The sequence below is a fragment of the Natronosalvus halobius genome (assembly GCF_024138145.1).
Taxonomy (GTDB): Archaea; Halobacteriota; Halobacteria; order Halobacteriales; family Natrialbaceae; genus Natronosalvus; species Natronosalvus halobius.
Window position 1 is genome coordinate 3,393,235 of record NZ_CP099997.1, and the last position, 18,037, is coordinate 3,411,271.

At 62.6% G+C, this 18,037-nt stretch carries 13 protein-coding genes; 3 read left to right on the forward strand and 10 right to left on the reverse strand.

Going from position 1 to position 18,037, the window contains the following annotated elements:
* Positions 1-76 precede the first annotated feature (76 nt).
* The 8 genes from NGM15_RS16420 to rdgB form a co-directional block, all read right to left on the reverse strand.
* The gene (locus NGM15_RS16420) at positions 77-1,219 is read right to left on the reverse strand and encodes a tyrosine-type recombinase/integrase (protein WP_253433323.1); all 1,143 of its coding nucleotides are present in this window, start codon (positions 1,217-1,219) and stop codon (positions 77-79) included.
* 296 nt (positions 1,220-1,515) lie between these two features.
* Positions 1,516-3,039: an MATE family efflux transporter gene (locus NGM15_RS16425; protein WP_253433326.1), complete on the reverse strand. Its 1,524-nt coding sequence runs from the start codon at positions 3,037-3,039 to the stop codon at positions 1,516-1,518.
* Between the two features lie 181 nt (positions 3,040-3,220).
* Positions 3,221-3,526 carry a MazG nucleotide pyrophosphohydrolase domain-containing protein gene (locus tag NGM15_RS16430; protein ID WP_253433329.1) on the reverse strand — a complete coding sequence of 102 codons (306 nt, stop codon included), beginning with the start codon at positions 3,524-3,526 and terminating at the stop codon, positions 3,221-3,223.
* A gap of 176 nt (positions 3,527-3,702) precedes the next feature.
* Positions 3,703-5,556, reverse strand: coding sequence for a DUF7282 domain-containing protein (locus NGM15_RS16435; protein WP_253433331.1), 1,854 nt, complete (start codon positions 5,554-5,556; stop codon positions 3,703-3,705).
* 199 nt (positions 5,557-5,755) lie between these two features.
* On the reverse strand, positions 5,756-6,271 hold the full coding sequence (locus NGM15_RS16440; RefSeq protein ID WP_253433334.1) for a helix-turn-helix transcriptional regulator: 516 nt from the start codon (positions 6,269-6,271) through the stop codon (positions 5,756-5,758).
* 314 nt (positions 6,272-6,585) lie between these two features.
* On the reverse strand, positions 6,586-6,945 hold the full coding sequence (locus tag NGM15_RS16445) for a hypothetical protein (protein ID WP_253433336.1): 360 nt from the start codon (positions 6,943-6,945) through the stop codon (positions 6,586-6,588).
* Between the two features lie 224 nt (positions 6,946-7,169).
* Positions 7,170-8,180 (reverse strand): NAD-dependent epimerase/dehydratase family protein, encoded by a 1,011-nt coding sequence (locus NGM15_RS16450; protein WP_253433338.1) that lies wholly within the window; start codon positions 8,178-8,180, stop codon positions 7,170-7,172.
* A gap of 343 nt (positions 8,181-8,523) precedes the next feature.
* Positions 8,524-9,120 carry an RdgB/HAM1 family non-canonical purine NTP pyrophosphatase gene (gene rdgB / locus NGM15_RS16455; RefSeq protein ID WP_253433341.1) on the reverse strand — a complete coding sequence of 199 codons (597 nt, stop codon included), beginning with the start codon at positions 9,118-9,120 and terminating at the stop codon, positions 8,524-8,526.
* A gap of 110 nt (positions 9,121-9,230) precedes the next feature.
* On the opposite strand from rdgB, the gene NGM15_RS16460 reads away from it, so the two are divergent.
* Complete coding sequence (locus NGM15_RS16460; RefSeq protein ID WP_253433344.1) at positions 9,231-9,995, forward strand: VOC family protein; 765 nt, start codon at positions 9,231-9,233, stop codon at positions 9,993-9,995.
* 662 nt (positions 9,996-10,657) lie between these two features.
* Positions 10,658-13,180: a DUF7827 domain-containing protein gene (locus NGM15_RS16465; protein WP_253433347.1), complete on the forward strand. Its 2,523-nt coding sequence runs from the start codon at positions 10,658-10,660 to the stop codon at positions 13,178-13,180.
* Between the two features lie 1,111 nt (positions 13,181-14,291).
* Here the strand turns inward: NGM15_RS16465 and NGM15_RS16470 are convergent.
* Positions 14,292-15,788, reverse strand: coding sequence for an HTTM domain-containing protein (locus tag NGM15_RS16470; RefSeq protein WP_253433349.1), 1,497 nt, complete (start codon positions 15,786-15,788; stop codon positions 14,292-14,294).
* Between the two features lie 291 nt (positions 15,789-16,079).
* Between NGM15_RS16470 and NGM15_RS16475 the strand changes: the two genes are divergently transcribed.
* A complete protein-coding gene (locus tag NGM15_RS16475) occupies positions 16,080-16,502 on the forward strand; it encodes a thiol-disulfide oxidoreductase DCC family protein (RefSeq protein WP_253433352.1) in 423 nt (140 codons plus the stop codon).
* 144 nt (positions 16,503-16,646) lie between these two features.
* Here NGM15_RS16475 and NGM15_RS16480 read toward each other — a convergent pair whose 3' ends face one another.
* Positions 16,647-18,020 carry an FAD-dependent oxidoreductase gene (locus NGM15_RS16480; protein ID WP_253433355.1) on the reverse strand — a complete coding sequence of 458 codons (1,374 nt, stop codon included), beginning with the start codon at positions 18,018-18,020 and terminating at the stop codon, positions 16,647-16,649.
* Positions 18,021-18,037: the final 17 nt, after the last annotated feature.

Sequence of the window (18,037 nt, forward strand, 5' to 3'; positions counted from 1 at the left end):
CAGGGTTCGTGTACGGTTTCCGTCGATCAGGACTCGTACGATTTCCGCCGATTAGAGTTCGTCCGCGCCCCCGCGATCAGGATTCGTCCGCGTCCCCGTCTCCACCCGTCACCCCATCCGCACCGCCGCGGCCCAACTCGAGTCGATCCTCGACGACGGCGATCGACTGCTCCGACGACTGCTGGCGGAGGGCCGTCTCCACCGAGGCTTGCTCGCCTGGATAGGTCCGCTCGCCTAACCCCGTTCGGGCTCCCCGCGGGGTCAGGTAGTCTCCACCGACGTCGATCTCGGCGGCCGTACACAGCCGCTTCAGAATCGAGCGCGCGCCCTCGGTGGTGATCGCCGGCGGCGCGATAGCGAACCGTCGCGAGAGTTCCGCGGACGTGTGCTTCTCACAGAGCGATTCGATCTCGTCGTCTTCGAACCCTCTGTCCTCGAGGACCGTCCGCACCCGCCGGGAGACCGAGGGGGCGTGTCGCGTCGGGAACAGCGGCCACTCGTTCGAGGGCGGATCCTGGACGACGCGGTAACGCCGGAGCGGCGTTCGCGCGGAGGCCGGCAACGGGACGTCCTCGAGGCGCTGTGATCGCCCCAGGACGCGGATGGTCCCGGAGTAGAAGTCGACATCGGCCCAGGTCGCCCCAGTGCGGCGGTCGTCCTCGGGAACCCTGAAGAGTTCGGCGCCGCGGACGCCCGAGTGAGCCAGCACGGCGACCATCGCGTACTCGCGCAGTCGGGCGAGGCGCTCGGTCCTGGAGGCGTCTTCGGCCTCGAGCGATCGCTCACGGACGAACGCCTCAAGCGCGTCGCGCTGATCGCGTGTCCAGGATCGGTCGCTGACGTCGGCGCCGTCGTCGACCGGGAGGGCCCCCTCGGCGTCGTCGGTCGCCGCGGGATTGGTCTCGAGGATGCCGCCGCGGACGCACCAGGAGAGGAAGGCCCTGACGACGGCGAAGTAGGTGCCGGCCGTCGAGGCGGTGTAGTCGCCCCGGCGCGTTCTGTCGTCGAGTTCCTCGGCGTAGGCGCGCATGTGGGCGACGTCGAGGTCGAACAACGAGGCGACGTCGTGTTCGCGTTCGAGCCACTCCGCCCATCGACGGAGGACGGACTCGGCGTTCGAGGCGTAGGTGCCGGCGCCAGGTCCGTCCGGGTTGCCGACAGCCTTTCGCTGGAGGTAGGCGTCGACGGCGTCGGCGACGCGAACGCGGACCTCGCTCACGTGGCGCTCACCTCACGTCCGTTGGGTTCATCGTATCGGTCGCGTTCCTCACGCTCGTCGGGTTCTACACGCCCCTCACTCCGGGTGTGACGTCGAGCGCTCGAGAAACGAGACTGTGACCGGGTCCGGGACCGAGGTCGGAACGGTGAAACAGGAGACGCGACGGTCGGCGCGGCCTCCACGAGGCACCTGCCTGCCGAGCGAAACTCGACGGTCATTCTCGTCGTATCCTACTCGAGCCTCGTACATCTGCGTTACGGTCTTCAGAAACGGAAAGAAAGTTGCTGCTGCGGCCGTCAGTCGTCCGCCGTTGGCGTCTCCGGACGGTACGATCGGCTGATTCGCTTCCACTTTCCCGTCGAGAACCGGTAGTAGTTGATCGCCGCGGGAACGGCCGTCTCGGCGACGAACGCGAGGTACAGCCCCATCAGCCCGATCGCGGGTATCGAGACGCCGGGGACCGCGACCGTGGCATCGAAGAGGGGGACGGCGGCGTCGAGCGGCGGAAGCTCGAGGCCGTTCGCGCCGAGGTACGCGAGCGGGATCGCGAAGCCGAACATCGCGAGGAACTGGCTGTAGAACGGCCAGCGGGTGTCACCGCTCGCGTTGAGCGGACCGGAGGCACCGCCGGACACGCCGCGAAGCACGACGGCCACGCAGGCGGCGTGGACGAGCGAGACGGCGATCGGAATCGCGGGATCCGTCGGATCGTTGCTAAACAGCAACGTGATCTGCTCGGCGAAGACGAAGACCAGGAACGCAGAGACCGCGTAGACGGCGACGGCGAAGCGGATGATCTCGCGGCCGTACTGTTCGGCCGTCCCCTCGTCGCCGGTGCCGAGTTCCTGGCCGACCAGACTCGAGGAAGCCAGCCCGAAGCCCCAGCCGGGGGTGTTCATGACGCCCCAGATGCGTCGAGCGATGACGTAGGCGGCGACGGTGTCCTCGCCGAAGACGTCGACGATGGCGAGCATGGGGAACTCGGCGAGGGTCCAGACGAGGTTGGTACCGAACACGGGGAGACCGATGGTGACCAGGTCCCGCAGCGTCGGGGCGTCCACGTAACTGCCGACGGGATCGACCCGGACGGGGAACGCCCTCGCCCCGGGCAGTCGACCGGCGGTCAGGCCAGCCGCGAAGACCGCGGTGACGACGATGTTCGAGAGGACGGTCCCGAGGGCGGCGCCGACGACGCCCATGTCCAGGCCGAAGATCAACACGGCGTTGATCCCGATGTTGGCGACGGCGCCGCCGGCCCGGACGACCATCGGGGTCCAGGCGTCGTCCATGCCGACGAACACGCGGCTTCCGATGAGGTTGAGTCCCGCGAAGGGGATGCCGAGGGCGACGACCTGGAGGTAGTCGGACCCGTACCGAATCGCGTCCGGGTTGGACGTGATCAGTCCGATGAATGACTCGGCGAACAGCCAGAAGGTGACCGTGATCGGGAGCGAGACGACGACCACGAGGAAGGCGCTCGAGCGAACGGCCTGTCCGAGCTGGTCGTAGGCCTCGGCACCGTAGCGCTGGGAAACGAGCGCGATGGTGCCGCCGGCGACCCCGCCGCCGACCGAAAACGCGAGCCCCCAGAACGGGCCGGCGAACCCGACGCCGGCGATAGCCGACGAGCCGATGGCGAGGCCGACCATCGCGACGTCGACGGCGCTCTTCGACATGCGGGCGATGCCGGTGACGATGCGCGGCCACGCGAGGTCGGTCGTCCGCCGGGCCCGTTCGCGCTCGATCAGCCCCACTCGCGCGAGGGCGAAGCCGATCCAGAGAATCAGCAATCGAAACGGGTTTGGGACGCGACGGACCACCGGAATCACGCGAGCCTAAAAGCCTCCGCTTAAAAGCACTTCCCGACGCGGCATGGTCGACCGGTTTCGATTCGAAACCATCTGTCACGGGTGGCGTTCGCATGCCTAACCCTTGATCCCACCTCCAACCCTCGACCCTAACCCCTTTCCCGACCCACCAGTACGCTCGACTGGTCGGCCGTCACGTTCCGGAACCAACGCTCCCGGTCGTCTCGAGTCGCCGTTCGTACTTTGCGAGCGATTCTTCGAGAGCGGCCCCGGCGTCGACGCCGACTTCGGTACAGAGCGCGAGCAGGGCGAAGAGTGCGTCCCCGAGTTCGTCCCGTTCGATGGCAGCGGTCTCGGGGTTGGCCCCGTACGCCGTCGACTCGTTGAGTTCCTTCGCCACCTCGCCGACCTCCGAGGTGAGGTCGAGGGTGCGGTAGGCCGGATCCGTCTCGAGGTCGTGTCGTTCGAGAAACGCCGCGACGTCGTCCTGGGCGTCCATGACTGAGACGTGAGCCGATCGATCGAAAAAAGCGTCGGTTTCGTGACTACTCGAGCGAGTCGCTCGATTTGCTCCGTCGGTCGTTCGTTAATAACTCGTCAGTTTCTCGAGCGGACGCACGTTCACGGGTCTGGCGATGGACGGCTGAAAAATAGCGACTCGACGTCCGGTCGTGCTTAGACCAGTCCGATGACACCGATCGGAATACGGGAGTCCGTATCCGTGTCGTCGGTTTCGTTGTCGTCGGTCTCGTTATCGTCGTAGTCGTCAGTCTCGTCAGTGTCGTTGTCGTCAGCGTCGGTTTCGTTATCGTCCGCGTCGTCCGCATCGGTCTCGGTGTCGTCCATCTCGTCTTCCTCGGTCAACTCGAGGAAGGCCACCTCGCCGAACTCGTCAGTGAGGATCATGTGGACGTACTCGCCGGCTTCCAGCTCGCCGGTTTCGACCTCGAACTCGACCGTATCGCTCTCGTCACCGTCGAGCGTCACCGATTGTGACTCGATGAGGTCGCCGTCGACCCTGAACTCGACGTCCTGGGTGGCTTCCTCGTCGTTGGGGTTGGTGACGGTCGCATTGACCGTGATGGTGTCACCGACGGTCGCGTTCTCCGGTGCGTCGAGATTTTCGACGGTGAACGATTCCATGTCGTCGTCGCCGACGTCGGTGTCGTTGTCGTCGACGCCGGTATCTGTCTCGTTATCGTCCATGTCGTCGCCATCACCGACACCTGCATCGGTTTCGTTGTCGTCTGCGTCGTCGTCATCGTCGACGTCGGTTTCGTCGTCATCGCCGACGTCGGTCTCGTTGTCGTCTGCGTCGTCGGTTTCGTCGTCACCGATGTCGGATTCGTTGTCGTCGACGCCGGTATCCGTCTCGTTGTCGTCCATGTCGTCGTCATCGCCGACGTCGGTCTCGTTGTCGTCACCGATGTCGGATTCGTCGTCGTCGACACCGTCACCGGCATCGGTTTCGTTGTCGTCAGTTTCGTGATCGTCACCGACGTCGGTTTCGTTGTCGTCGTAGTCGTCGGTCTCGTTGTCGTCGACGCCATCCATCTCGTCTTCACCGTCGACGACGGTCACGTTCTCTTCGTCTCCCAGCATCTCCGCGAGCCGGTCGAGTGCCTCCTCGTCGTCGAGGACGAGGATGTAGACGTTTTCGATCGTGACTTGCTCGATCGTCACCGAGGAGAAGTTCGCGTTGATGATCGTTACGCCGTCTTCGACGGCGTCAGCGTCGGGCTCCATGACGGGAGCGTCGTCAGCGTCGTCGGCCGGTTCTTCGTCAGCGTCGTCGGCCGGTTCTTCGTCAGCGTCGTCGGCCGGTTCTTCGTCAGCGTCGTCGGCCGGTGGTTCGGCTTCGGCGTCGTCGCCGTCATCCTCCTCGACGGGGCAATCAGACGGCTTCTCGGCTGCGTCGTCGTCCGTCTCGGTATCGGTTTCCGAGTCATCGGCGTCATCGGCGTCGTCAGCCGGTTCTTCCGCCGACTCGAGGGTCACTGCAGCCTCGTCGGTCACCGGCTCACCGTCTTCGGTGAGGTAGGGACCGTCGTCTTCGCCCTCGGTCTCGACGAAGTCGTACGTCTCGTTGTCGTTCGTATCGAGGTGGGGCATCGCGATCAGCGTCTCGCTCTCCTCGAGCGTGGTGTCGAGGTGGATCTCGACGTCTTCGTGCGTGCCCGCCTCGAGGTACTCGGAGGTTCCGAGGACGCTCTCGAGAGCGTTGCCGACGAGCAGCGAGCTATCGTGGATCGTCACGAAGCCGCCCTCCTCCATCGTCACCTCGTCGACGACGACGGAGGTTCCGTCGGTGGTCTGGTCACTGAACGTTACGCTCGCGGACGGTTGTGCCGTTTCGTCGTCCGCCTCGTCTGTGTCGTTCGATGTATCGTTCGATGTGTCGTTCGCCTCGTCGTCCTGTACTGACAGGCTCGCCCCTGCTGATGCGGATGCCGCCCCCACCAGGGCAACACCACTCGTCAGCATCATGAGGGCGACGAGTACGACGACTACGTGTTTTCGTGTGCTCATGTCATCTCGTGCCGTAAAGGCGTTCGAAACTTGTCGAAGGCGGGCATAAACCGGTCCAACGCTTTCGACGGGAAACGACAAACTGCTCCTTACCGACGTCGTTCCAACCGGCGCCCGCGGCAGAAATGAGGCATTTCGTTGGGGTTTACGTCGGACACCGCGTCGTGTACTCGACACCTACTCGATACCTATTCGATACCTACTGTGGATCGCGCGGTGGCTCACTCGAGCGGGTCGCGGTGGGCTCGTTCCCGCGAATACACACGAGGTTCTCGCGACCGATCCGCAACTTCGTGATCTCGCCGTCGTCCTCGAGGTCGGCCAGGAGGCGACTCACCTTCGCCTTCGACCAGTCGACGGAGTCGACGATCGCCGACTGCTTCATCCGCCCGCCGTTTCGCTGGATCAGCGAGCACACCCGCTCGCGATCGGTGAGCATCGACTCGCCCTCGGTCGAATCCCTCGACTCCGCTTCGGTCCCGGCCTCGAGTCGTTTCCGGAGAACCAGGCCACCGCCCAGAAACGCCAGCGCCAGGATGCCCACGATTGCGGCCAGGTGGGACTCCTCGCCGCCCTGGGTCTGGGCCTGGAGGTGTGTCTGGAGCGCGAACACCTGTGCACGTGTCTCGACACCGATACCGGTGATCGACCACTCGAAGGTCGACCACTCGGCCGGGACGAATACGACCGGGTTGTAGATGGTGGCTGGATTCATGCGACGAGTGTAAACCGGTTGAAACTGGTCGAAACGCCGTTCTGTGGGGGTCTGTCAGCAATCATCGACGCGCGGCGCTAAAGTAGTTTTTATAAGAGTACAAGTGATATTGTATTCGGCGACACTCAGGTGACTCGAGAGGTCGGCTCGATACTCGCGTCCGGCGGGGGGAGAGCCGGCGTGTGACGTCCATCGAGCGGTGTGATCGAGGAGGCGAGGAGTTGAGTAGCCGGGGTGGTGAGTGGTTGACAGCTCGACGGTTCGACGACAACGAAACCGACGACTCGACGACCACTCGACCCGGCAGACTCGGCTCAGACGCCCGGGACCCCCGCGGCGTCGAACGTCGTCACGCCGAGGAACGCGAGGATGTAGAGCACGATGAGCACGCTCAACCACGCCACGAGCGTGATCGCCGCCGCCTGAATCCAGCCGCCTGGATAGCGAGCGTTGATCACCGTGAGATACGCGACGAGGACGATCGCTGGGCCCAGGAGGGGAATCCAGCCGAGGAAGAACCCGACTATCCCCCAGACGATCGCTCCGATGAGGGCCGTGACCAGGGCGTAGGTGTAATCCTCCGTGTCGACGATGACTTTGGCCCCGACGTAGATTCCGAGGGCTCCGATGAGCAAGCTCACGGCGAACACGATGATGCTGTCGATTGTAGCCATACCCAGGGAGTAGGGTCGCTCCCTCGTTAGTTATCGGCGGCCTACACGCACACGAAAGTGACTCCCAAGAAGCTGTGGCTGTCTCGGGTCGCTCTCACGTGGCCGCTTCGTCGGATTCTCGTCGCCGTACGTTACAGCTTCCATGATGGTCACCGAGTCAGAAAACAAAACCTGGCCCGAATCGCGGGCGATGTCGGCCTCCACTTCTTGCGCGCCCTGCACGTCTACGCATCCTGCCGGCTGCCGGCCGTCCCCCGCTCGCCACCGACTTCGTTCGTCGGTCGGCCCTCTGCCCGTTGCGACGCTCGAGTGTCCGTCTCCGCTTCGACGAGGCGTTCGAGCCCCGCCTCGAGGTCGATTCGTGCCGTGAAGTCCAGCTCGTCGCTCGCCCGCGCCACGGACGCGACGCTGTGGCGGACGTCGCCCGGGCGGGATTCGATGTGGACGATGTCCGAGTCCGAATCAGTGACGTCCTGGATCGTCTCGGCGAGGTTTCGAATCGACGTCCGCGTACCCGTTCCGACGTTGTACGCCCGCCCGACCGCGTCGGTCGTCGCCGCCAGGAGGTTCGCCTGGACGACGTCCGAGACGTGGACGAAGTCGCGCGTCTGCTCACCGTCGCCCTCGATGGTGATCGGCTCGCCGGCGCGAGCCTGCTCCAGGAACGTCGCGATCACGCCGCTGTAGGGCCCCTGCTGGCGGGGACCGTAGGCGTTGAAGTAGCGCAGGGCGACGGTCTCGAGCCCGTATAACTGGTTGTACGCGCGTGCGTAGTGATCCAGAGCGAGCTTCTGGATCCCGTACGGCGAGGTCGGCCGCAAGGCGTCCGTCTCTGCGACCGGGACGCTCTCTGGGTGGCCGTAGATCGCCGCGCTCGAGGCCAGGACGACCCGGGCGTCCTGGAGGCGGGCCTGCTCGAGCACGCCCAGGGTTCCCTCGAGGTTGACGTCGTTCGTGTGCCGGGGATCGTCGACGCTCTCGGTGACGCTGACGATGGCGCCCTCGTGAAAGATGACGTCGACGTTCCTGGCTGCCCGCTGGAGAGCGATCGGATCGCGGAGGTCGCCCTCGATCACGGTCGCGTCGTCGTGGACGTGCTCGCGAGTCCCGTTGACGAAGTTGTCCAGGACGCGAACCTCGGCGTGGGGGGCCAGGGCGTCGACGAGGTGGCTGCCGATGAAGCCGGCGCCGCCGGTGACGAGGACGCGACGATCGGCGAGTGGGTGGTGCTCCATCGGGGAGGCCAACCAGTCGTCGGCGGTTTAGTATAGGTGGCGTACCCTGTCGTATCCGATTCCTACGGGTGGCGAGGCGCTCAGGAGATGGGGCCCAACGTTTCGACCCGTCGGCGGCCATCCGTGCCGACCACGGCGTTCGGGTTTCGAGTGGGTCGTCTCGAAATTCGCGAACGGTGTCCGAGGCCGCCTCGAACGACTCGAGACGGGCGTTTCGAGACGGGCGCTCGGAGACAGGCGCTCCGAAACGGGTGTTCCGGGACGGTTGTTCGAAACGGCCGTGCCGAAACGGGCGCTCCGAAACGGTCGTCGATCGTTTCGAGACAAGCGTTCCGAAACGGCGCTACCGATCCGCGTACCAGTCCGTGAACGCCGCCAGCGCTCGTCCGCGGTGGGAGATGGCGTTCTTCTCCGCGGCCGTCATCTCCGCGAACGTCTGCCCGTTGTACTCGAAGATCGGATCGTAGCCAAAGCCCGCCTCCCCGCGGGGGGCAACGATGGTCCCGGCGACCGACCCCTCGAACGTCTCGACGCCCTCGGCATCGGCGTAGGCCATGACCGTGCGGAAGTGTGCGCGACGATTGGCTTCGTCCTCGGCCTCGAGCAGTCGCCAGACGCGTTCGACGCCGACGGTCGTCTCGACGTAGGCCGAGTACGGTCCCGGGAAGCCGCCGAGGGCGTCGACGAACAGGCCGGTGTCGTCGACCAGGACGCCGTCGACGTCGCTCCCGTCGACGTCGCTCTCGCTGTCGTCGGCTCCCTCGGTCGTCATCGTATCGTAGGTCTCCCGAGCGCCTGTCGCGGCGATCTCGCCCAGGTCGTCGCTCTGGATCTCGGTGTAGTCGTACTCGACCTGCTCGAGGGCCGCCTGTCCGTCGAGGTACTCGCGGGCCTCCTCGAGTTTGCCCGCGTTACCGGTGGCGAAATACAGGGTGTCCATACGCGTGGGCGCGCACGGGAACGGGAAAGCGCCGTCGATTTCTCCGTTCTCTCCCTCCGCCGGTCGCCGCCTCCGCTAGCCTTTTCCTCCCGGCGACCGAGTTTCTGGGCATGGACGCTACGCTCGATCACGTCATGTTGCGCGTCGAAGACCTGGAGGAGAGCCTGGAGTGGTACGGCACCCACTTCGACTACGAGGAGAAGGGACGCTGGGAGGCCGACACCTTCACCAACGTCTACCTCGGTCCCGAGGACGACCACGAGGACGGCGCGGTCCTGGAGCTGACGTACAACCACGACGACCGGAGCTACGAACTGGGCGACGCCTGGGGCCACATCGCCGTCCGGGTCCCCGAGGACGAACTCGAGTCGAGCTACCAGCAGCTGATGGACGAGGGCGTCGAGGACTACCGCGATCCCGAATCCTGCGGGAACCGTTACGCGTTCGTGAAGGACCCGGACGGTCACGAGATCGAGATCGTCAAGCGCGACTACGGGGCGAAGTGGAGCCTCGACCACACGATGATCCGCGTCCAGGACGCCGACGAGGCGCTGGGGTACTGGACCCGAAAGTTCGAGTACGACGAGATCAGTCGCTGGGAGTCCGACACCTTCGCGAACTACTTCGTCCAGCGGGAGGGTGCAGCTCCGGAGGAGATGACTGTCGAACTCACCTACAACTACGACGGCCGGAGCTACGACATGGGTGACGCCTGGGGGCACCTTGCAGTTTCCGTGGACGACCTAGACGAGGCCTGGGACGAGTTGCTCGAGCGCGAGAGCGAGGACTACCGGGATCCGGAGTCGTGTGACGACCGTTACGCGTTCACGAAGGACCAGGATGGTCACGAGATCGAGATCGTGACTCGAGACTGAGTTTCCGGTAGCGATCGACGGTCACGAACGCTCTTTTTCTCTTTCTCGTTTTCGAATCAGCCGGTCAGATCGATGCCGTAGTATCACGGCTCCGTGTGGCTCGAATGGTTCGTCCGGTTCGAGCGATTCGAGTAGTACATCCCTCGAGTGATCCGGCCTTCGAGACCTGGCTCCTGATGACCACGCTGCGCGACGATTCGTCCTGGACGAAGACGACGAATCGTTGTGACTTCGTCGCGTTCACAACTCCCGGGACCGGTTGGATCGACGACCGGTAATCCGGTCTTACAATCGCTCGAATAATCCATCCTCTCGGTAGTCCTGGACACTCACTGCCGGTGGATTGTTCGGTCTGGGAACCAGTGTTGGCGGCCGTCCTGCGCTTAACTGTGACCCTCACCGATCCGTGACAGTTACTGGGCTTTATATGTGTTTTCGAGTTGCAGGTCGACCGTGTTCGGCGCTAATACCGGTCTAAGCGGGGTCTCAGGGTGATTGTGTAGGGTTGGCACACCTCGAGACCACCACAAAGCATTTATAACAATGGCTCTTCGGTATCTAATACCCCTACCCAGGGTGACAGTAGTAAGTATGGCCTCACGCACGGTAATGTGCGATTGGCAGGAACGATACTGTTGCCGTAACAGAATACAACGATAACAATGACAGGCAATTACAAGGATAAATTCAGCGCAGTCCTCATGGCTACGCTGATGGTCCTCTCCGTTGTTGCGATCGGTGGCGCTGCCCTCGCGGGCTCCGCGACCGCGGCGCACAACGACAGTACGGACCACGACGTCGAATTCGACGTCGACAACGACGAATTGGAAGACAGTGATGTCTATATTGGACAGACTGTAAACGTAACTAATGGCACGAACGGCTTCGAAGGAGCTGTTCGTGTGAAGGAAGGTGTCCCAGGTGACGATGGCGACACTGTTACCACCGTCCGTCTAAACGACGATGGTAGTATCACGTTCACTGTCGACGAAGACAGTTACGCCGATGGTGAACCATATTACCTGGAAGACACTGGTAGCGACGAAACCTACGGTCCATTCTGGGTCAACGAACAGGCCATTAGTGCCGAGTTCAACCCGTCTGCTGTCGAAGTTGGATCTACCGATGACGTCAACCTCACGTACTCCGACGACAGCGACGTCCCACGAGATTCCGCTGTGACCGTCCAAGTGAGTGCCGAAGATGCTGATGGCAACGCCGTCAGCGCTGAAGCCCTCGAAGCGGCCTTCGAGAATGTTCATTACGCGGATGATGAAGGTGATTACATCCTCATCGAAAATGTCGAAAACGAGGACGACCTCACCAGTGACTTCAGCGACTTCGATCTCGGTGATTACACGTTCACCGTGAGCGTTACTGACACCACGGCTGAAGCTACTGCCGATCTGTCCGTCGTCGAAGAGCAGGACTTTACTGCATCCTTCGGCGAGGACTACTACGAGCAGGAAGTCGGTGACGTCGTCGAGTTCACCGTCGATCTCTCCGAGACCGACGAAGACAGCGCATACGTCACGCTCGAGGACGAGCACGGCGCGTACAGCGCTAACTTCACCATCGACGAGACTGGTGATGACGACATCGCGACGATCCAGTTCAACACCTACCTGGCTGGTCACGCTGACGCTGACGAAGTCATCACAGGTGTTGAAGGAACTGAAATCAGCAGCGTAGAGAATGAAAGCTCGCTTGGCGATGAGCACCTCATCCCGAGTGAGTTCGAGATGGAAGTCGCTTCGACGACTCTTCAGAACGAAGCCGTCGACATTGGCTTCATCCAGCTCACGGAGCGCTCCACTGACGATCTGCACACGTGGGTCACCGCCCTCGACGCCGATGATGTCACGGCAGACAACATCGACGAAGAAGCTCTTGCGACCGATCAGGTCGCGAACGGTGACAACGTCATCGTTCAGGTCGAAGCATCCGGTCTGTACGGATACTTCAACGACACCACCAACTTCGGTGCGTACGGCGTCAACATGACGCTCCAGAGCACCGAGGAAACGGCATACGGCAATGCCCCAACTGTCGACATTAATGACCTGAGCCACGAGCTCATCATTGACGAGGAGAACAACCAGTTCTTCGTAGTCTTCAACAGTGAGGAGCTCGGTGACGAGCTCAACGCAGAGGGTGACGAATACGAAGTTGACGTCTCCTTCACTGTTGACGAAGGCAACGCCTACGTCGACAGCGCAGACGACGAAGAATCCGTTAGCCAGACTCTGAACGCCGTCGCACCGTCCCTCGAGATTGTGGGCGACTTCGACGACGACGATCGTCTGCAGGTCGGCCAGAGTAACGAGGCCGTGATCAACGCGGAGACGAACGTCGCACCCGGTCAGGATGTCGACTTCCGACTCCGCTTCACCGAGACGATCGTCCGCGGTAGCGGCACTGTCGCTGACGACGGATCGATCGAAGCTACGTTCGACCTCAGCGAGCGAGATGTTGGTGACGAATTCACCGTCACGCCTCGTATCTCGGGCACCCCGTACGGGATCTCTGAAGACGACACCCAGGTCAATGCAGTCCTCGTCGAAGGCGAAGACGACTCTGACGAAGAGTCCGGCGCTGACTGGAAGGCAACCGCAACCCTCCCTGAGAACGCTGTCGAAGGTGAGGTCCTCGAGTTCTCCGTTGATCTCGAGAACAACGGTGACGCCGAAGGCACGACCACCGTTCAGCTCGTCTTCGACGAGAAGAACGTCATTGACTCTGAAGAGACCGTCGGCGCTGGCGAATCCGTCACGCTCGAAGGTACGGACGAGAAGGCCTCCGCTGGAGACTACGAGTGGTCGCTCGTCGTTGGTGACAATGTCATCGACGAGGGCACCCTCACGGTCGACGCCTCCGACGATTCCGACGAATCTGACGAGTCCGATGAATCCGACGAGTCCGACGAATCCGACGAGTCCGACGAATCTGACGAATCCGACGAGTCCGACGAATCTGACGAATCCGACGAGTCCGACGAATCTGACGAGTCCGACGAGTCCGACGCGGACGAATCCGACGAGTCTGACGAGTCCGACGAATCCGACGAGTCCGACGAATCCGACGAGTCCGACGAAGGCGATGACGGTACGCCCGGCTTCGGCGTCGCTGTCGCTCTCGCCGCACTCCTCGGCGCTGCGATGCTGGCACTCCGCCGCCAGGACTAAGCAGCTGAACTAACCGGAGCAGTTCCGGTCCCGCGATTTTCATTTTATCGAACGCTACACCGGCCAGCGACAGCGTTCGTTCTCGAACCCCAGTACTGACGACACACCCCGAACGCCGCTGTGTCCACTGAATCCCCCGAGTCACGCTCGACCAACCGAACCGTTTCCGACGCCACAGCTGTGCATCGGACGACGGCGCTGGGTCACGCGACCGACGACCAGTCGAGCCCCACGAATTGGCACCCATGAGATGTGGACTCTCCTGGCTGCGTTCGTTGAACGTCACTCCGTACTCTATTTCTCCACTCTCATATCCCCAATCACCCACGGGTCGAGACCCGCTTGCTTCTCGATAACCGACCCATTTCGAGCAGTCGTCAGGGGTGTCTCCCTCTTAGCGTGCCCCTGCCGAGTGAACCACGATCTACGCTTTTCCTCTGGCTCCTGGAGTGCATCGCTCTATAGAGCAGAGAGACGGTGAGCATGGGCCGTCGCCCAGACCGCACTTGCCTCGCGAGACCACGAGCACCGAGTAGTCTCGAGCGGCGTGCCTTCGAGGCGTCTGCGGGCTACCGCGTGAACAATCGACCGATCCTCGACCGATACGTCGTCTATCGGTTGCTATATGTCTATACCATCTTCCTCTCGAGTCGTCGATACTGGGGATTCGTTTCGCGGCAGTCGTACTGCACTCGTGTGGCTCGCCCCCGAGCCTCACCGCACATACGTCATCGTCCCCGAGTCCCACCGCACATACGTCATCGCCCCCGAGGTTTCCGGCGGTTTCGATAGCTCACGACGCTCGATACTCGTCCTTCCCCAGAAGACGATCACGTTCATCTCCCGACTCCTGGATCCCTACCGCCTGACCCCTACGCCACGTTCGACGTCTCGAGCGCTTCGTCCGGTTCGCAGACCCGTATCCGGTATCCAGGACTGGAGGTATCTTGCGCACGGTCGACGGTACTGTCCTGGAGGCCGGAGACGCGAAGTACACGGATCGCCAGCGAACTATTCGAGCGTGACGATCGTACGGAATCGTTCCGGGCGCGGTATTCTCGAACAACCGCCGTACTCGTGTGGACACTCCGATCGAGTCGTTTCAATCGTGCTACGCAGAGTCCTGGACGAAGTCGCCCGAACAGTCGTACTCGATGAGTTTGAATCGGGCTATGTCCTGCTCGTCGTCGTACGGCTCGGCGAGATCCGTCAGTCCATAGATGGTAACGGACTCGATGTTGGTCTCGTGCTCGGCGTTCCAGCGTTCACAGAGGTAATTGGCACTGTACGAACGGTGGTTCTCGTTGCTGGCGTAGCGCATATTCAGGAGGTACTTTCGCCAGCGCGAGCTTTCGTACGTTTGTTCGACGCTCGGTGGTCGGTCCCAGGTGACTTCCCCGCCGTTCAGGGCGTCGACTTCGGATCCGTTCTCGAGTTCGCCGGGAGCGACGAGCCACCGAGCGTTGGACGTCGGTTCGGGTGCGAACATCCGCCAGCTTTGATCGGTTTTCGTGGTATCGAGTATCTCTTCGCCGGGGTCTGGGACCTCGGTGTAATCGACGGCGGCGGCGTTCGAAAACAGGATGAGAAGCAAGAACACTGCGGGGACCACGGAGAGGAATACGCCGCGTCCGAGGGAGGCAATCTTCGGGATCGAGGGGTTCGAGACGGACGGTGACGGCAGTCTCGGCACCGTTCGTTGCAGCCACTCGAGTCGACCTCGCAGTGGTGACGCGATACCGAAGCGGTCGGCGAGAGCGTCTACCCTGTCCCAGACCACCGGGGGATAAAACAACAACAAACCGGCGAGCGAGATCAGGGGAAACAGGTCGATGCGTAGCGTGAGGAACATTCCGACGTGCATGCCAGCGAACGCCGTGGCCAGCGCGGCGCGAGGATACCCGGTGAGGAGGATCAACAGCGGGGAGGCGAAGATGCAGACGAGCCAGGCGTACGTGAACAGCCTGAGCAGCATGAACTGGTCTGCGAGCACGTTGCCGAATAGAATCGTCAGATGATCCGCCTGAAAGATATACAGGACCGCTTCGCCGTCCATCCACGTATCGCTTCGATATTTGTGGATCGCGTTCGTGGCGTACATCAGGAAGACCTGCAAGAGCACGGCCATCGTCGCTTCGCTGGCGACCGTCGACCGTGATCGGTCGACTTCACGGGCATCGATCGACCAGCGCTCACCGAGCGGGAGGAAGATTCCCCAGAACACCAACAGACGCAAGAGGGCGTCGCCACCATTGAGCACCATCGGGTTTCGGATGTGCAACGACATGAGCAAGAGCCAGGAGACGATCGTTACGAAACGGGTTCGATAACCAAAAATCATCGCGAGCGCGAACGCACCTGCGATGAGGAAGAGGAGCGCCTGCACCCAGGCTTCGCCCGAGAGTGCGTGTAACGAGTACACGTCCGAATAATCCGAATAGAGCGCCTTTATTGGGAGAATACCCGCATCAGTGTGAAAGTCGTGAAAGTCTCGAGTCCGATTCAACAGGTCGAGGATGATGAGTAGCCCGAGCGCGATTCGAAACGCGGCGAGCGCCCGGAGGTCTATCTCGAACCGTCGCTGGAGGGCGGCGGCGAATCGATCCATAGCGGCTGACAGCCGGTCCAGACTGGAGGTGGGTTGCGAGGACATCGTTCAGTTCGATCGTTTCCGTGGTGTCACGCGCAATGACGCATAAGTTTGTTGTCTCCTTTCTCGCTCAGTTTCGATCGGCGTGGTTTCGAGGAAACTCCTGGCAGCGTACTCGAGAAACTTCTGGCGCGTACTCTAACTGCAAACGCGCGCGTTCGCACATCCGCGAGAATCTCGAGCTAAGGCACATCGAGACCAGGTACCATCACCGGAACGCTGAATTAGACACCGACCGAAAATCGACCAATGAGCGTCGATCTCGAGGTTCCCGCAGATGCCCCCATTCTCCTCTTCGACGGCGTCTGCAACCTCTGCAACGGCTTCGTCCAGTTCGTCGTGCCCCGCGATACGGAGGAGCAGTTCTACTTCGCATCCCTCCAGTCCGATGTGGGCAAAGCGCTGTGTGCCGAGCACGGCCTCCCGACCGACGAACTCGAGTCGGTCGTCCTGGTCGAGGGTGACGAGAGCTACGTCAAGTCAGGGGCGATCATCCGCACCGCGAGACGTCTCGGCGGGATCTACGCCCTGCTGTCGCCGTTTCGGTTCGTCCCGCGCCCAGTTCGGGACTGGGCGTACGACTTCGTTGCGAACCGGCGCTATCGCTGGTTCGGGAAGAAAGAGCAGTGTATGATGCCGACGGGGGATGTGCAGTCGCGGTTCCTCGAGTGAGCGAATCCTGAGAATAGACGTCGGCCGTCAGTGTGGGTCGACAGTTGTCGGCCGTCAGTTGTAGGTCGTTAGCCGTCAGCCGTTAGCCGTCAGTCGTCAACTGCACCCAGCAGTCGCCAACTGTTAGTTGTTAGCCGACAGCCGTTAGTCGTCAGCAGCGGGAACTTCCTCGCTCTCCCCGAGCACGGCCTCCTCGCGCTCTCGCTCGAGGTCCTCCAGGTACTCGTCGGCGTCGATGGCGGCCTTCGACCCCATGCCAGCGGCGGTGACGGCCTGCTGGTAGTGGTAGTCGACGACGTCGCCGGCACCGAAGATGCCGGGGACGGCGGTTTCGGTCTGGCCGCCGCCGTCGCCGCCGTTCGTCTCGAGATATCCCTCTTCGTCGGTCTCGATGCCGAGTCCCTCGAGGTAGTCGGTGTTGGGCGTGTGGCCGATAGCGAAGAAGACGGCACCGACGTCGAAGTCGAACTCCTCGGTTTCGGGGTCGTCGAGGCGGTCGGTCGGGTGCCCCTTCTCGTTGCGAACGAGGGTGACGTGGTCGACCCCCTCCTCCTGGGAGCCGTGGATCTCGACCAACTCGGTGTTCTTCATGATCTCGATGTTGCCGTCCTGGACGTGCTCGTGGACGCGGTCGATCCAGTAATCTTCTGCGCGGAATTCCTCGCGGCGGTGGGCCAGGTAGACCGTGTCGGCGAACTTCGTGAGGAACGAGGCTTCCTCCATGGCCGCGTCACCGCCGCCGACGACGAGCATGTCCTCGTCGCGGAAGAAGGCGCCGTCGCAGGTCGCACACGTCGAGAGGCCGTAGCCCATGAGTTCGTCCTCGCCGGGGATGCCGAGGGTGCGGGCGCTGGCGCCGGAGGCGACGATGACGGCGTCGGCGGTGTAGCGGTCGCCGTTGGTGAGGTCGACGCAGAAGGAGTCCTCGGTGGCGTCCTCGACGTCCTCCACGACGGAAGGATCCTCGAGCCGCTCGACGTTTTCGACGATGCCGTTTTTCAGTTCGGCGCCGAACTGGCGGGCCTGTTCCTTCATGTTGTTCACGAGTTCCGGGCCGCTGATCCCCTCGGGGAAGCCCGGGTAGTTCGCCACGTCGGTCGTCAGGGTGAGCTGGCCGCCGGGTTCGTCGCCCTCGATGACCAGGGGCTCGTTGTTCGAGCGCCCAGCGTAGATGGCAGCCGTCAGGCCAGCGATGCCCGTTCCGGCGATGAGCAGGCGACGGTGCTCGACGACCTCGCAGTCGTCATCGCGGGCGATGCCGAGCATCTCGTCGAGTTCGCCGGTTTCGTCGAGGGCGCTGGTCTCGTCCCAGCCGCCGATCAGTTCGTCGTTCACGAATACCTCGGGGGCGGTCTTGCGGCCCTCGGCGCGGTCGACCATCTCCTCGAACAGGTCCTCGTCGCCCGTGACGTTGTACGTCTCGTACTCGACCTCTTTGGCGTCGAAGAGGTTCTTCGCCTTCTCGCAGTACGGGCAGTTCTCTTTGGTGTAAATTTCGACTCGAGGGGCGTCGCTCATGTATCCGTAGTACGCAC

Coding starts and splice junctions, on each gene's coding strand:
- NGM15_RS16445 (WP_253433336.1), bottom strand. CDS start 6,945: ATGGCTACAATCGACAGCATCATCGTGTTCGCCGTGAGCTTGCTCATC.
- NGM15_RS16440 (WP_253433334.1), bottom strand. CDS start 6,271: ATGAATCCAGCCACCATCTACAACCCGGTCGTATTCGTCCCGGCCGAG.
- NGM15_RS16430 (WP_253433329.1), bottom strand. CDS start 3,526: ATGGACGCCCAGGACGACGTCGCGGCGTTTCTCGAACGACACGACCTC.
- NGM15_RS16475 (WP_253433352.1), top strand. CDS start 16,080: ATGAGCGTCGATCTCGAGGTTCCCGCAGATGCCCCCATTCTCCTCTTC.
- NGM15_RS16435 (WP_253433331.1), bottom strand. CDS start 5,556: ATGAGCACACGAAAACACGTAGTCGTCGTACTCGTCGCCCTCATGATG.
- NGM15_RS16465 (WP_253433347.1), top strand. CDS start 10,658: ATGACAGGCAATTACAAGGATAAATTCAGCGCAGTCCTCATGGCTACG.
- NGM15_RS16470 (WP_253433349.1), bottom strand. CDS start 15,788: ATGGATCGATTCGCCGCCGCCCTCCAGCGACGGTTCGAGATAGACCTC.
- NGM15_RS16480 (WP_253433355.1), bottom strand. CDS start 18,020: ATGAGCGACGCCCCTCGAGTCGAAATTTACACCAAAGAGAACTGCCCG.
- NGM15_RS16460 (WP_253433344.1), top strand. CDS start 9,231: ATGGACGCTACGCTCGATCACGTCATGTTGCGCGTCGAAGACCTGGAG.
- NGM15_RS16450 (WP_253433338.1), bottom strand. CDS start 8,180: ATGGAGCACCACCCACTCGCCGATCGTCGCGTCCTCGTCACCGGCGGC.
- rdgB (WP_253433341.1), bottom strand. CDS start 9,120: ATGGACACCCTGTATTTCGCCACCGGTAACGCGGGCAAACTCGAGGAG.